The sequence below is a fragment of the Bradyrhizobium sp. AZCC 2230 genome (assembly GCF_036924495.1).
GTDB classification, from domain to species: Bacteria; Pseudomonadota; Alphaproteobacteria; order Rhizobiales; family Xanthobacteraceae; genus Bradyrhizobium; species Bradyrhizobium rifense.
On the sequence record NZ_JAZHRS010000001.1, the window covers coordinates 8,516,064 to 8,529,701 of the forward strand.

At 62.5% G+C, this 13,638-nt stretch carries 15 protein-coding genes; 10 read left to right on the forward strand and 5 right to left on the reverse strand.

Going from position 1 to position 13,638, the window contains the following annotated elements:
* Positions 1-5: 5 nt before the first annotated feature.
* The gene (locus V1280_RS40570) at positions 6-995 is read right to left on the reverse strand and encodes an amidohydrolase family protein (protein WP_334536320.1); all 990 of its coding nucleotides are present in this window, start codon (positions 993-995) and stop codon (positions 6-8) included.
* A gap of 331 nt (positions 996-1,326) precedes the next feature.
* Here V1280_RS40570 and V1280_RS40575 point away from each other — a divergent pair, with 331 nt between their 5' ends.
* From V1280_RS40575 to V1280_RS40590, 4 genes are all read left to right on the forward strand, one after another.
* Positions 1,327-1,638, forward strand: coding sequence for a DoxX family protein (locus tag V1280_RS40575; RefSeq protein ID WP_334536322.1), 312 nt, complete (start codon positions 1,327-1,329; stop codon positions 1,636-1,638).
* A gap of 26 nt (positions 1,639-1,664) precedes the next feature.
* On the forward strand, positions 1,665-2,003 hold the full coding sequence (locus V1280_RS40580; protein WP_334536324.1) for a PadR family transcriptional regulator: 339 nt from the start codon (positions 1,665-1,667) through the stop codon (positions 2,001-2,003).
* The gene (locus tag V1280_RS40585) at positions 1,991-2,725 is read left to right on the forward strand and encodes a hypothetical protein (RefSeq protein ID WP_334536326.1); all 735 of its coding nucleotides are present in this window, start codon (positions 1,991-1,993) and stop codon (positions 2,723-2,725) included. Before V1280_RS40580 ends, V1280_RS40585 begins: the two co-directional genes overlap by 13 nt.
* Positions 2,726-2,835: 110 nt before the next feature.
* Positions 2,836-3,225, forward strand: coding sequence for an ester cyclase (locus tag V1280_RS40590; RefSeq protein WP_334536328.1), 390 nt, complete (start codon positions 2,836-2,838; stop codon positions 3,223-3,225).
* A gap of 92 nt (positions 3,226-3,317) precedes the next feature.
* On the opposite strand, the gene V1280_RS40595 is transcribed toward V1280_RS40590, so the two are convergent.
* Both V1280_RS40595 and V1280_RS40600 read right to left on the reverse strand, forming a co-directional pair.
* Positions 3,318-4,826, reverse strand: coding sequence for a sensor histidine kinase (locus V1280_RS40595; protein ID WP_334536330.1), 1,509 nt, complete (start codon positions 4,824-4,826; stop codon positions 3,318-3,320).
* Between the two features lie 288 nt (positions 4,827-5,114).
* Positions 5,115-5,459 (reverse strand): DUF1236 domain-containing protein, encoded by a 345-nt coding sequence (locus tag V1280_RS40600; RefSeq protein WP_334536332.1) that lies wholly within the window; start codon positions 5,457-5,459, stop codon positions 5,115-5,117.
* A 139-nt stretch (positions 5,460-5,598) separates the two neighbouring features.
* Here V1280_RS40600 and V1280_RS40605 point away from each other — a divergent pair, with 139 nt between their 5' ends.
* The gene (locus V1280_RS40605) at positions 5,599-5,832 is read left to right on the forward strand and encodes a hypothetical protein (RefSeq protein ID WP_334536333.1); all 234 of its coding nucleotides are present in this window, start codon (positions 5,599-5,601) and stop codon (positions 5,830-5,832) included.
* A 153-nt stretch (positions 5,833-5,985) separates the two neighbouring features.
* Here the strand turns inward: V1280_RS40605 and V1280_RS40610 are convergent, their stop codons facing one another.
* Positions 5,986-7,260, reverse strand: a complete 1,275-nt coding sequence (locus tag V1280_RS40610; protein ID WP_334536335.1) for a serine hydrolase domain-containing protein — start codon at positions 7,258-7,260, stop codon at positions 5,986-5,988.
* A gap of 172 nt (positions 7,261-7,432) precedes the next feature.
* On the opposite strand from V1280_RS40610, the gene V1280_RS40615 reads away from it, so the two are divergent.
* Entirely contained in the window at positions 7,433-8,350 is a 918-nt protein-coding gene (locus V1280_RS40615; RefSeq protein WP_334536337.1) for a dioxygenase family protein, read from the forward strand.
* Between the two features lie 24 nt (positions 8,351-8,374).
* Here the strand turns inward: V1280_RS40615 and V1280_RS40620 are convergent, their stop codons facing one another.
* A complete protein-coding gene (locus V1280_RS40620) occupies positions 8,375-9,268 on the reverse strand; it encodes a LysR family transcriptional regulator (RefSeq protein WP_334538538.1) in 894 nt (297 codons plus the stop codon).
* A 103-nt stretch (positions 9,269-9,371) separates the two neighbouring features.
* Between V1280_RS40620 and V1280_RS40625 the strand changes: the two genes are divergently transcribed.
* The 4 genes from V1280_RS40625 to ntrB all read left to right on the forward strand — a co-directional run bounded on the left by V1280_RS40625 (position 9,372) and on the right by ntrB (position 13,629).
* Positions 9,372-10,256: an NmrA/HSCARG family protein gene (locus tag V1280_RS40625; protein WP_334536339.1), complete on the forward strand. Its 885-nt coding sequence runs from the start codon at positions 9,372-9,374 to the stop codon at positions 10,254-10,256.
* Positions 10,257-10,323: 67 nt separating this feature from the next.
* A complete protein-coding gene (locus tag V1280_RS40630; RefSeq protein WP_334538539.1) occupies positions 10,324-10,992 on the forward strand; it encodes an NAD(P)-dependent oxidoreductase in 669 nt (222 codons plus the stop codon).
* Positions 10,993-11,364: 372 nt separating this feature from the next.
* Complete coding sequence (locus tag V1280_RS40635; RefSeq protein ID WP_334536341.1) at positions 11,365-12,675, forward strand: CmpA/NrtA family ABC transporter substrate-binding protein; 1,311 nt, start codon at positions 11,365-11,367, stop codon at positions 12,673-12,675.
* A 57-nt stretch (positions 12,676-12,732) separates the two neighbouring features.
* The gene (gene ntrB / locus V1280_RS40640; RefSeq protein WP_334536343.1) at positions 12,733-13,629 is read left to right on the forward strand and encodes a nitrate ABC transporter permease; all 897 of its coding nucleotides are present in this window, start codon (positions 12,733-12,735) and stop codon (positions 13,627-13,629) included.
* Positions 13,630-13,638 lie beyond the last annotated feature (9 nt).

Here is a 13,638-nt window from a genome sequence, read left to right on the forward strand (position 1 = left end):
GACGGCTAAGCACGCAACCTCGGAATGAGGCGCATTGCATTCTCATGGCCGATGGCATCGAGATCCTCTGCCGAGAGGCCAAGCTTCTGCAATTGCGCAAACTGGCCAAAGCCGAAATAGGGATAGTCGGTGCCGTAGGTGATCTGCGAGGCCGGCACGAGCTTGAGCAGCGCTGCCATGGACGGCGCGAACGTCGCATTCGCGGTGTCGTAATGAAGCCGGCGCAGCTCGCCCTCGATCCCCTCCGGCGCAAATTCCTTCAGGTCGGGCCGCGCCCCGTAAAACGAATTGATACGCCCGGCCATCATCGGGATCGTGCCGCCGGCGTGCGAGAACAGCCATTTGATGTCGCGATAGCGGGCGAATGAGCCGCTGAGCAGCAAGCTCGTCACCGTGCGCGTGGTGTCGTGCGGGACTTCGATCACCGCCGGAAACGTGCCGACGCCGAGAGCACTGCAGCAGCTCGCGACCAGCGGATGGACATAGACGACCGCCTTGCGGCGGTTGAACTCCTCGAGCACCGGCCTGTAGGCCGCATTGCCGAGCCATTTGTCGCCGTAGCTCGTCTGCAATCCAATCCCGTCCGCCTTCAGCGTGTCGAGCGCGTATTCGATCTCCTTGAGCGTGGCGTCGATGTGCAGCATCGACAAGGTCGCGAACAGGCCGAAGCGGCCCGGGTGGTCGCGCATCATCTCCGCCGCATAGTCGTTGCAGCTCCGCGCGAGCCGGCCGGCTTCCGCCGCGCCAAGGTCGAACCACACGCCGGGGGTCGAGGCGACCGACAGGATGCCGGTACGAACCCCGTTGCTGTCCATATCCTCCACCAGATTCTCGCGGGTCCATGCGACCTGACCGGGGAAGTGTGGCTGCTTGCGCGCGTCTTCGTAGCCGAGCCAGAGCTTTTGATATTCGGGCGGATAGAAATGCAGATGGGTATCGATCAGCGTTGGCTTGGTTTGTCCGAGTGCCGCAACCGACGGGAGGGTCGAGGCCACGCCAAGTGCACCTAATCCTGCGAGAAGCCCGCGTCGCGACCATTTCGGATCGCAACAGGTGCAGCTGCGGCCATGCCCTGGCGATTTTTGATCCCTCGTGTTCATCTTGCGATTCTCCGATGACGATCCGACAAAGCAAGGACCCATGCATGGGCAATGGGGACTTCGCCCATCTGCAATCGTCTGTCTGGATAGACGACCTGTCGTGATCGTCGGGGATTGGATTGCGCCGTTTTATCGCCGTTGAGCGACGTCTGCACCAAGCCCATCGCGTCATGCCAGCAACTTTATGTGAAAACGGCTCGCCGCTAGGGCGCCGCTCGATAGCTGGGTGCTTCTGTTCGCGCGTGTCGCGATCGCGCCGCTGTTTCTCTACAGCGGCGTCGGAAAGGTGATGGCATTCACCGCGACGGCGAGCCAGCTGCCCGGTGGGGTCGACGGATTTGGCGCATTGCTCGCCGCAGGCGCACTGACGGTTGAACTCGGATGCGGCACGGCGCTGCCACTCGGCCTGTTCGTGGGGCCGGTGGCCGTGATCCTGATCCCGTTCACCATCGCGGCCACGCTGATGTTCCACAATTTCTGGGCCGCGAACAAATCACCGTGGAAAGTCGTCGGGAGCACCGGAGCCATTGACACCTAGTATAGCTAGGCTTACTGATGCTAGGTATGGAAGGCGAAATTCTCAAAGGCCATCTCGACATGATTGTGCTCGCTGCGCTCGAAGCGGGCTCTGCTCATGGATATGCGGTCATCGAACGGATTCGAGCGCGAAGCAGCGGCGCTTTCGACCTGCCCGAGGGGACGGTGTATCCAGTGCTGCATCGCCTTGAAGAGATGAAACTACTGAAGAGCCGCTGGGAAACCTCGCCGGCAGGGCGGCGACGGCGTGTCTATTCGGTAACTGGTCGCGGCTCCGTCGATCTCGCCAATCGGCGTGCGCTATGGCGGCAATTTTCCAGCGCGATCGGCACTTTTCTCGGCGAGGCTCAGCCATGTCCGACCTGATTTCCGATTATCTCGACACGCTGACGCGAGAGTTATCTTTTGATCCCGCACTGGCACGGCGAATGCGGAAGGAAGCTGAGGATCATCTTCACGAAGCGGTCGCGTCCGATCCGATGGGAGCAACGATTGAGGCGGAGCGCCGAGCGATCGGCCGCTTTGGCACGGAACGGGATATTGCCGCGCAATACGCCGTTCCCTCGCTTGTGAAGCAGGCGAGAAACGTCGGGGCGGCGGTCCCCCTGATCGCGGTGGGCGTGCTGGTCGCAATGAAGAGCCGCATCGCGTGGTATGGTGCGAGCCAACAGATCGTCAGCGGCGATCCGCATCTCGACAACATCCGCGCGATCATTTCGTCGATCGATCGGTGGTCTTTCTGGTCTGCGTTGCTGATAGCCGTCTGCGCATGGGCCTATGTCAGTGTCGCGCGCGCGCCGGACGCGGCCAACACGACTTGGCGAAATCGACTGCAGAAATCGCTGTTCCTGTGTGCGGCAGCGGCTGCAGCCGTCGTCGTCACCGTGACATCGGACACCATCCTGACCGCGCTCAGGCCATTCCCTGCGGGATGGTCCGCCTCAATTATCTTTCCGTTCCTCACGATCGGACTTGAGGCCGCTTTGGCCGCCGTCCTTGTCGTGCGAATACGCGTCACAATGCATCGCCTCGCGTCGTCCGCGCGATTGTTCAACGTTCAGAATTCTCTCGCAAGTGAGGCTCCATGACGAATCGGCGAACCCTGCTCACCTTTGCAACGCTTGGTACTTCGGTTGCAATCGCACTGCCGAGCGCATTGCGCGCGGCAGACTCGTGTCCCCCGTCCCGGACCTCCTCCGTGAATGCTGCGATACTTGATCGTTACGTCGCAGCCATCAATTCGCTCGACGTCTCCGCTTTTCCGGGCATCTTTGCCGACGGGTACATCCAGCATTCGGGCCGCAGCCCATCGGGACTTTCCGCACAGATCGAAAACGCACAACGTCTGCATGCGGCTTGGCCGGATCTCCACATGCAGGTCGAGGACCGTATCATTGACGCGAACAAAGTTGTCGCCCGATGTCTCTATGCAGCGACGCATACGCAGACCGTACGGGGATTTGCACCAACCGGCAGAAAGATTACCTTTGTGACCATCGACATCTGGCGTGTCGAGGGCGAAAAATTCGCCGAGCATTGGGATCTTGTTGACCTTGCCGGCATGGAGAAACAGCTGGCCGGGAAATGAAACTCCCTGGAATTCGAAATCACCCGTAGCGCTCTGTGTAGTGCGTGACACCAGATAGGAGTCTGGCGGTCTTCATCGCCGATATCCTGCGTTCACCGCTCCTCATCCAGCGCGCAAATCACCGTGCAAACGACGCCGCGCGGCAGGAAGTCGACCGTTGCCTCGCCGCCGAGCTGGTCGCGTGCGCTGCGCTCGATCAGGCGCGAGCCGAAGCCGCGCTGCACCGGCGCCGTCACCGGCGGCCCGCCAGTCTCGGTCCAGATCAGCCGGAGCCGCTGCTTGGGCGTATCTTCCATAATCTCCCAGTCCAGGGTCACCCGGCCGGTCTCGTTGGATAGTGCGCCGTATTTCGCGGCGTTGGTCGCGATCTCGTGCACGATCATTGAGAGCACGACGGCAAGCCGCGGCGACAGCGGCACGGCGGGGCCGGCCATGCGGATGCGTTCGGGACCGGAAAGCAGGAAGGGCTGGAGTACGCGCGTCACCACGTCCTTCAGCTCCGAGCCCTGCCACTTCTCCTGGCTGAGGAGATTATGTGCTTCGGCGAGCGCACCGAGACGGCCCTCGAATTTCGCCCGCTCGTCGCTGCTGGCGCTGCGAAACGTCTGCACCGCGATGGCCTGCATCAGCGCCAGCGTGTTCTTGACGCGATGGTTGAGCTCCTCGATCAGCAGATTGTGCAGCATGTCGCCGCGCGCAATCGTGGTCGCCATCCTGACGGCAAAGGTCAGGCCGATCAGCAGCAACACGCCGCCGATCAGGCTGGTGATCGCGATGTTGCGCCAGAGCGGCGCGATCAGCGAGCTTTCCGGAACGCCGGCGGCAACGGTCCACCCCGTCAGCTGCGATCTCGTGTAGGCTGAAGCGAGCGGCACGCCGTCGAGCGAGATCGATGAGAGGGCCGCCTCGGGCACGCGGAACATCTCCTCATAGAGCGAAGGTGAAGCGCGCTTGCCGAATGTTTCGCCGGGGTTCGGCACGCGCGCGAACACGGTGCCCTTGGCGTCGAGCAGGGATACCGTCCACTCCTGGTCGGGCCGCTGCTTCTCGACGAGATTCTGAAAGATTCCAACGGGCGGGCTGAAGCAGAGATCGTAGATCACTTCGCCGTTGCGGAGCACCGGAACCTCGACGGTGAGAACCGGCCGATGGTTGTAGGCGCCGTTGAACAGATCGGAAAATTGCGGCGACTTGGTCGCAAACAACTTCTCCACGATTGTCAGATTGCTGCGCGGCGGCAGGCTCGCCGTATCTTCCGTCGCAGAGGAGAACAGAACCTTGCCCTTGCGGTCGGAGATCAGCACCAGGCCGCCCTTGCCGTATTGATCAAGAAAGCCGAGCGCGATGCGGCGAAAATTCGGGAAGTCGTCGTTTCGCAGCGAGTTCGTCAGCGCAAGCACCTGCAGACTGCCGGTCATCCGCTGCACCTCGGAGTCCAGCACCAGGCGCATGCTGCGCACGTTCTCCAGTACGCGCCGGGTCGCGTCGTTGCGGTCCTGCTTGTAATTGTAGAAGGCGATGCCGACCGCGAACACGATCATAGGCAGCGTCGTTCCCGCGACCAGGAGAGCGAGCCGGACCGGCAGGGTGAGCTTTGACAACACGGGCGTCCCGGTTCCAGCGGCTGCGGCGCCGGATTATGATTTTGTCAGACCATACGGACAGGACTTGCGCTGCGCCATGATTTTCGTATCCGTCTAGCAGACGAGAACAGAATTATTGCGGCGCAGTCGCCGGCGCTTCAGCTCATGCTGATGGCGGTGAGCAGCAGGCACACGGCGTACACGGCCGCCAGGCTGAGGCCGGTGATCCGGGCTTCTCGATGCGACGTCATGTGATCAACTCCGAGAGGGCGACCGCCTCCGAGGCGGCCGCCCGTCCGTCTTGCCTCAATCGATTTCCTGCACGACCGTGCGCGTGCCGGGGTCCACGAGCATTACGCGTTCGCCGGAGTAGACGTAGCGATATTGCGTGAGCGACGGACCCCAATCGGCCGGGACCGCCTCGAGCTCGACGTCGCTGGGAACCGTCGTGCCGACGATGATCCTCTCTTTTGTCACCACCGGCCGCAGATGATGCTCGGTGACGTAGGATTTGATCCGCGTCCGGTATTGCGGCTCGATCTGAACCGCGGCGGCGTGACCGGTTCCGGTCGTGGTCACCACAGTCGATTGGGCGAACGCGCCGGTCGAGATCATCACCACTGCTGCGGAAAGCAGGAATAGCTTCTTCATTGTGTCCTCCTCTTGGCAATAAGCGCCGCACCAACATCTCACTGCGGGTGACGTTCCCGGCGGATAGGAACAAGTTGCTATTTTTTCCCGTTGATTGATTGACCGGGCCCGGAACGCCCGGAAATTGGAGGAGGAGAGAATGAAGCTGAGGATCGCAACCGCAGCACTGATAATTGCTGCGTTTTCCTTGCCGGCGTTTGCAGCCGACGAGTTCTACGTCGTCCAGGACGTCAAGACCAAGAAGTGCACCATCGTCGACAAGAAGCCGATGGACACGTCCATGACGGTCGTCAGTCCCTCGGGCACGATCTACAAATCGCGCACCGAGGCTGAGAGCGGCATGAAGACCGTCAAGGTCTGCACGTCAAACTGAGGAGGATGACAATGCCAGTTCTGATTTTGTGGGCCGTGCCGGCCGTGCTCGTTGTCGGCGGCGGCATCTATTTGATTGGCCACTTCCACTAGGCAAAATAGCAACGGGCTCCGCAATCGATCGCGAAGCCCGTTGCAACAAATGTCGGGAACGTCAGAGATTGCTCTCGGCGATCGCGGCGTAGACCATGCTGCGCAGCTCGCGCCGGATCGGGTAGGCGCTCGACGGCACCACCTGCGTCATGAAGATTGCGATCAACTCCTCGGCGGGATCGATCCAGAACGAGGTCGTGGCCGCGCCGCCCCAATTGTATTCGCCGGGGCTGCCGGCGATCAGGGTTTCGGACGGGCGCATGGTCACGGCGAAGCCGAGGCCGAAGCCGATGCCGTTGTAGGCGGCCTCCGCGAACATCGAGCGCGACACCTCGGGCAGCGTGCGGCCACCGGGAATGTGGTTGCTCGTCATCAGCGCCAGTGTCTTCGGTCCGATCAGTCTGACGCCGCCGAGCTCGCCGCCGTTGAGCAGTGCGCGGCAGAAGGTGAGATAATCGGCCATCGTCGAGCAGAGCCCGCCGCCGCCGGAGATGAAGGAGGGCACCGACAGGAACGAGCTCTTGGCCGGATCGTCCTGGAGCGTCAGGCCCTCGCGGCGCTGGCCGGCATGGAACGTGAAGCCACCACTGGGATCGGCGCTATAGCAGGCGGCGAAACGGTGCGCCTTGGAGGCCGGCACGTGGAAGTCGGTGTCGGTCATGCCGAGCGGATCGAGAATCCGCGTTTTCAGGAACTGCTCGAACGGCATGCCGGAAATCTTGCCGACGAGATAGCCGAGCACGTCGGTCGACACCGAGTAGTTCCAGGCTTCGCCCGGCGAGAATTCGAGCGGGATTTTGGCAAGGCTCTCGATCATGGTCTGCAGCGTGCCGGCTTTCTCGACCTCGCCGATCTTCTCGGCGCGATAGGCAGCATCGACATTGGAGCGCTGCTGGAAGCCGTAAGTGAGCCCCGAGGTGTGGCGCAAGAGGTCGACGATCTGCATCGGCCGCGTCGGCGGCCTCGTCAGAAACGCAGGCGAGGTACCGGCGACGAACACGCCGAGATCCTTCCATTCCGGAATGTACTTGGCGACAGGCTCGTCGATCGCGACCAGGCCTTGCTCGACCAGCATCATGAAAGCGACGGTGGTGAGCGGCTTGGTCATGGAATAGATGCGGTAGATGGTGTCGTCCTTGACCGGCACCTTGCGCTCGACATCGGCAAGGCCCTGCATCGAGCTGTGGGCGATCTTGCCGCGGCGGTAGACGAGGAGATGCGTACCCGGGAAACGGCCGGCATCGATGTAGCGGTTCTTCAAATGGGCATCGACGCGGTCGAGCGCGGTCTTGGACATGCCCACGGATTCGGGCGAGGCGGGGGTAGGGGCGAGCATCGGTTCCTCCGGGCAGTTTTCTCGACAAGTTGATAGCCGAAATGACGGCCTCATTCCAAGCGCGTCGCGCTTAACGCGGGCAGGCCTACTGGTGTAGGCTCCAGTCTGGAACGCCTCCAGGGAGCCCCCAAGATCCGATGGGGCCAACGAGAAAACTCAGGGCAAACGCACCATGACCCAGTTCAACGAGACCGAACTCACCGAAGCCGTCGTCAAAAGCTTCGACAACACGCCCGATACGCGTGCGAAATTCCTGCTCCAGGAATTGGTGAAGTCGCTGCACGATTACGTGAGCAAGACCGGTCTCACCTTCGAGGAATGGGAATACGCCATCGATTTCCTGACCCGCACCGGCCAGAAATGCACCGACACCCGCCAGGAGTTCATCCTGCTCTCCGACGTGCTCGGCGTCTCCATGCTGGTCGATGCTGTCAACCACCGCGACCGCGATGGTGCGACCCAGACCACGGTGCTCGGCCCGTTCTATGTCGGCGAGCACAAGATCACCGCCCACGGCACCGATATCTCGCCGAACAATCTCACCGGCGAGCGCATGTTCGTGCAGAGCCGCGTCACCGATCTCAAGGGCAAGCCGCTGGCGAATGTCCCCGTCGACGTCTGGCATGCCGACGATGACGGCTTCTATGATTCACAGAAGGCGAATTATGATGAGGTCGGCGCCTCGGCGCGGGCGCGCTTTATTACGGACAGCGACGGCAAATTCTTCTTCCGCACCATTCTGCCGTGCAGCTATCCGATCCCGACCGACGGGCCGGTCGGCGAGATGATCGTGCAGACCAAGCGCCACCCGATGCGCCCGGCGCATGTGCACTTCCTGGTCAACGCAAAGGGCTACGAGCCGCTGATCACCCACGTCTTCATGGACGGCGACAAATACCTCGATTCCGACGTGGTGTTCGGGGTCAAGGACGACCTCGTCGCCAAGGTCGAACCGCGCAACGACCTTGAGATGCCCGACGGCGCCAAGGCGAACGGGCAATGGCACCTGATGACCTATGAATTCCACCTCAAGCCCGGCGGCGGCATCGCGCCCAAGCCGCTGGGGACGAAGGCGGCGGAGCCGGCCTGACAGCCCTGCTGGGCGCGCCATTTCTCAATTCCCGATATGGGCCGCAAGCTCCTCGGGCGTCCCCATCGGAAAGGCTTCCTTCAAAAAGTCGAGGAAGGCGGACACGCGCGCACTTAGCAACCGTCGCGATGGATAGAGCGTCCAAAGCGCGATGTCTGGTCCGTCGACATCCCCCCAATGCACCAGCGTGCCGGCGGCAAGATCGTGACTGACCAGTGACACCGGAAGGCGTCCGGCGCCGACGCCTGCTCGGACCGCATCACGGACCATGATGAGCGACGACAGTCGAAGCACTGGATCAACCGCGATGCGCGATCTTCCCGCTGACATCGTTACGTCCCAAGACGTGGTTTGCTCACCCGCTCCGCGCACGACCGCCGGAACAGCCAGGTCGTCCGTCGGTCGTCTCAGGTCCGGGCTCGCCACGACCACCAGCCGGTCGCGCAGAAAGATTCGTCCGACAAGACTTTCGTCCGGATCCGGATTGACCCGAATGACCAAGTCATAACCTTCCTCCACCATGTCGACGGTCCGATCTTCCGTCGTGACCTCGAGCCGAACCTCCGGATATCTGAGCGCGAACCCGGCCGCGAGCTTCCCCATGGCCGTCTGCGAGAACAGAAGGGGCGCGCTAATCCGCAACCTGCCTTGCGGCCTGTCGCTACCGGAAGCGATCGCGGCGGCAGTCTCGTCGAGTTCGGTCAGGAGCGTGCCAGTCCGTTCGTAGAGCGCGCGTCCTTCCTGTGTGAGCTTCAGTACACGCGCTCCGCGCTCGAAAAGGCGCAGGTCGAGACTGCTCTCCAGTTCTGCGACCCGGCGGGACAGGGTCGCTTTCGGACGTCCTGCGGCACGGGCGGCTCGTCCGAACCCTCCGTGCCGGGCGACGAGATTGAAGTCAGCGAGAGCAAGGAGATCCATGTGTTCCACCCGTGAGACGGTCTGTCCAAATATACCGTCTATCGGTTCGAATGTGGATCACTAACTTCCGGGGTGTCTTTTGACCCAACCCGGAGTGATCCTCATGACCATCCTCGTAACCGGCGCGACCGGCAATGTCGGCCGCCAAGTCGTCGAACAACTCGCCAAGCGCGGAGCCGATGTCCGCGCCATCGTCCGCGATCCTGCGAAAGCCAACCTGCCGTCGGGCGTCACCGTCGTGCGGGGCGACCTGCTCGACGTCGATTCCCTTCGCAGCGCACTCTCGGGCGTTTCGACCGTGTTCCTGCTCAATGCCGTGGTGCCCGATGAGTTTACCCAGGCGCTGATCGCGCTCAATCTGGCCCGCGAGGCGGGCGTTGAGCGGATCGTCTACCTGTCGGTGATCCACAGCGATCTCTACGTGAACGTGCCGCACTTCGCGGGCAAGTTCGGCGTCGAGCGGATGATCGAGCAGATGGGCTTGAACGCCACCATCCTGCGGCCGGCCTACTTCATGAACAACGATCTCACGATCAAGGACGTCGTGCTCGGACACGGTGTCTATCCGATGCCGATCGGCAGCAAGGGGCTCGCCATGATCGACGCGCGCGACATCGGCGAGATCGCTGCCATCGAGCTGATCCGCCGCGAGCAGGCCGCGGGGCCATCCCCGGTTAGCCGGATCAATCTCGTCGGTCCGGACACCCTGACCGGCATGGATATCGCTGCCATCTGGTCGGAGGTGCTGGGTCGCACGATCGCCTATGGCGGCGATGACACCGGCGCGTTCGAGCAGAACCTCAAGCAGTTCATGCCGGGCTGGATGGCTTTCGACATGCGGCTGATGAGCGAGCGCTTTCTCACCGATGGAATGATCCCCGAGGCTGACGACGCCGCGCGTCTGACCGCGCTCCTCGGCCGTCCTCTGCGCTCCTATCGCGATTTTGCCTCCGAGATCGCAGCCTCGGCCGCAGCAGGACGGCACTGATCATCACCACGAACATCAATCACGGGACAGCCTCTTGGGAGGCGTCCCGCTTTCCGAGGTCGCTTCCATGCAAATTTCCAAAACCGACACGATACAGACCGCCCAGCCGAAAATACTCGTCCTTGGAGCGACTGGCGGCACCGGCCGCCTGATCGTCAGCCAGGCGGTGGCGCGGGGTTACGACGTTACCGTGCTGGCGCGTTCTGCCGAGAAGGCGCGTGATCTGAAGGGGGCGAAGTTCGTCGCCGGAGACGCTCGTGACGAAACCGCGTTGCGTCAAGCGCTCCAAGGCCGGGACGCCGTCGTCAGCGCACTCGGCACCGCTGCAAGCCCGTTCCGCGAGGTGACGCTTCTGTCGACGGCCACGCGCGCGCTCGTGAACGCAATGAAGGCCGAGCGAGTCTCTCGTCTGGTTTGCATCACGGGCATGGGCGCCGGTGATAGTGCCGGGCACGGCGGCTTTCTGTTCAACAACCTGTTGTTCCCGCTTCTCCTGCGCAACGTCTATGCCGACAAGGATCGGCAGGAAGCGATTGTCAGCGGCAGCGGCCTCGATTGGGTTCTGGTTCGCCCCGCCGTCCTGAATGACAAGCGGGGCCGCGGCACGATCCGGGCCGTCACGGATCTCTCCGGCTTCCATGGTGGAAGCATCGCGCGAGAAGACGTCGCGCGGTTTGTCCTGGACCAGCTGTGTGACGATGCGTGGCTGCACCGTTCGCCGTTGATCTCATGGTGAGGCCGCGCGGGTGACAGAATCCGTTTCTCATGGTGTGAATAGCGCTTGCCTAGTTTATGTGCGGCGCACAAAATCTAGGCGAATCGCAAATTTGGCGTGCGCGCCGGGGCTGCGACAACCCGGCGCAGACGGCCTAACTTATTAATTTCAAAAGATTTTTCAGGTCATTTGGCTTGGCACGAAGCTTGAATTGTTCCAGTCGACGCCATTGATGCCGTCCCGCGAGACTTCTCATCCGATTTGCTGACGCCACCAGACGGGGGTCTCCCCGTCGCGCGTCCGCATGCGCCAAAGCCGGCGCGACGGACGGACGGGCTGCTCGCGCGCTCTGACGCCAACAATTCTGCAACGATGCAAAGGACGACACCGCCTATGACCAAGCGCACCCGCCAGCTCTCGGGCCTGAGCCGCCGTCAATTGTTGAAGGCGACCGGCTCGACCGCCGCTCTCCTCGCCGCCGCCAAGCTGAATTTCCCCGCCGGCGCCTTCGCGCAGGATGCAGGCCCCGAGGTCAAGGGCGCCAAGCTCGGCTTCATCGCGCTGACCGATGCGACCCCGCTGTTCGTGGCCAAGGAGAAGGGCATCTTCGCTAAATACGGCATGCCCGATGTCGAGGTGCAGAAGCAGGCCTCCTGGGGCACCACGCGCGATAACCTCGTGCTCGGCTCGGAAGGCAACGGCATCGACGGCGCGCATATCCTGACCCCGATGCCGTATCTGATCTCCTCCGGCAAGGTGACGCAGAACAACCAGCCGACGCCGATGTACATCCTGGCGCGTCTGAACCTGAACGGTCAGTGCATCTCGGTCTCCAAGGAATATGCCGACGTCAAGGTCGGCATCGACACCGCACCGTTCAAGGCTGCGCTGGAGAAGAAGAAGGCCGGCGGCAAGGCCGTGAAAGCGGCGATGACCTTCCCCGGCGGCACCCATGATCTGTGGATTCGCTACTGGCTCGCCGCAGGCGGCATCGATCCGGACAAGGATATCGAAACTATCGTGGTGCCGCCGCCGCAGATGGTCGCCAATATGAAGGTTGGCACCATGGACTGCTTCTGCGTCTGCGAGCCCTGGAACCTGCAGCTCATCCACCAGGAGATCGGCTACACCGCGATCACCACCGGCGAGCTCTGGGACAAGCATCCCGAAAAGTCGTTCGGCATGCGTGCGGCCTGGGTCGACAAATATCCGAAGGCGGCGAAGGCGCTGCTGATGGCGGTGATGGAAGCCCAGCAATGGGCCGAGAAGGCCGAGAACCGCGAGGAAGCTGCGGTGATCTGCGCCAAGCGCCAGTGGATCAACTGCCCGGTCGACGACATCACCGACCGCATGAAGGGCAAGTTCGACTACGGCACCGGCCGCGTCGTCGACAACTCGCCGCAGCAGATGCGCTTCTGGAAGGACCAGGCCTCCTATCCTTTCCAGAGCCACGATCTCTGGTTCCTCACCGAGGATATCCGCTGGGGCAAATACGAGCCCGGCTTTGATACCAAGGCGCTGATCGCCAAGGTCAACCGCGAAGACCTCTGGAAGGATGCGGCCAAGACGCTCGGCGTTGCAAGCGCCGACATCCCGACCTCCACCTCGCGCGGCAGGGAGACCTTCTTCGACGGCAAGGTGTTCGATCCCGAAAATCCGGCTGCCTATCTGAAGTCGCTCGCGATCAAGCGCGTCGAAGTCTGATGGAGCCTGCGGCCGCCCCAGGGCGGCCGCATCCTTTGAAGCCGGAGAGGGTTTTCGATGAACATGCCTGCCACGAAGATTGAGGTCGAGACTGCGGCGCCCGCTTCCATTGCCGCGCCGGTCGTCGCGATGACGCCGAAGCGGCCGCCGCGCGCGGAAACATTCGCACGCATCGCGCGGGAGACGGCTGTGCGGGTCATCCCGCCGCTCGTCGTGATCGCGCTTCTGTTGCTGGTGTGGGAGCTGGTCTGCCGCCGCGCAGGCTCCGCGCTGCCGCCGCCGTCAAAGGTGTTCAAGGACACCAAGGAGCTGATCTTCGATCCGTTCTTCGACCATGGCGGCATCGACAAGGGCCTGTTCTGGCATCTCTCCGCCAGCCTCCAGCGCGTTGCGCTCGGCTATTCGCTCTCCGCGATCGCCGGCATCGCGCTCGGCGTGCTGGTCGGTCAGTCGGTCTGGGCGATGCGCGGGCTCGATCCGCTGTTTCAGGTCTTGCGCACCATTCCGCCGCTGGCCTGGCTGCCGCTGTCGCTTGCCGCGTTCCGCGACGGCCAGCCGTCGGCGATCTTCGTCATCTTCATCACCTCGATCTGGCCGATCATCATCAACACTGCGGTCGGTATCCGCAACATCCCGCAGGACTATCGCAATGTCGCTGCGGTGGTGCAGCTCAATCCACTCGAGTTCTTCGCCAAGATCATGATCCCGGCGGCGGCACCCTACATCTTCACGGGTTTGCGCATCGGCATCGGTCTGTCCTGGCTCGCCATCATCGCGGCTGAAATGCTGATCGGCGGTGTCGGCATCGGCTTCTTCATCTGGGACGCCTGGAATTCCTCGCATATCAGCGAGATCATTCTGGCGCTGTTCTATGTCGGCATCGTCGGCTTCGTGCTCGACCGCGTGATCGCGGGCCTCGGCAAGATCGTCACCCGCGGCACGGCGCAGGGCTGAGAGGAGAGC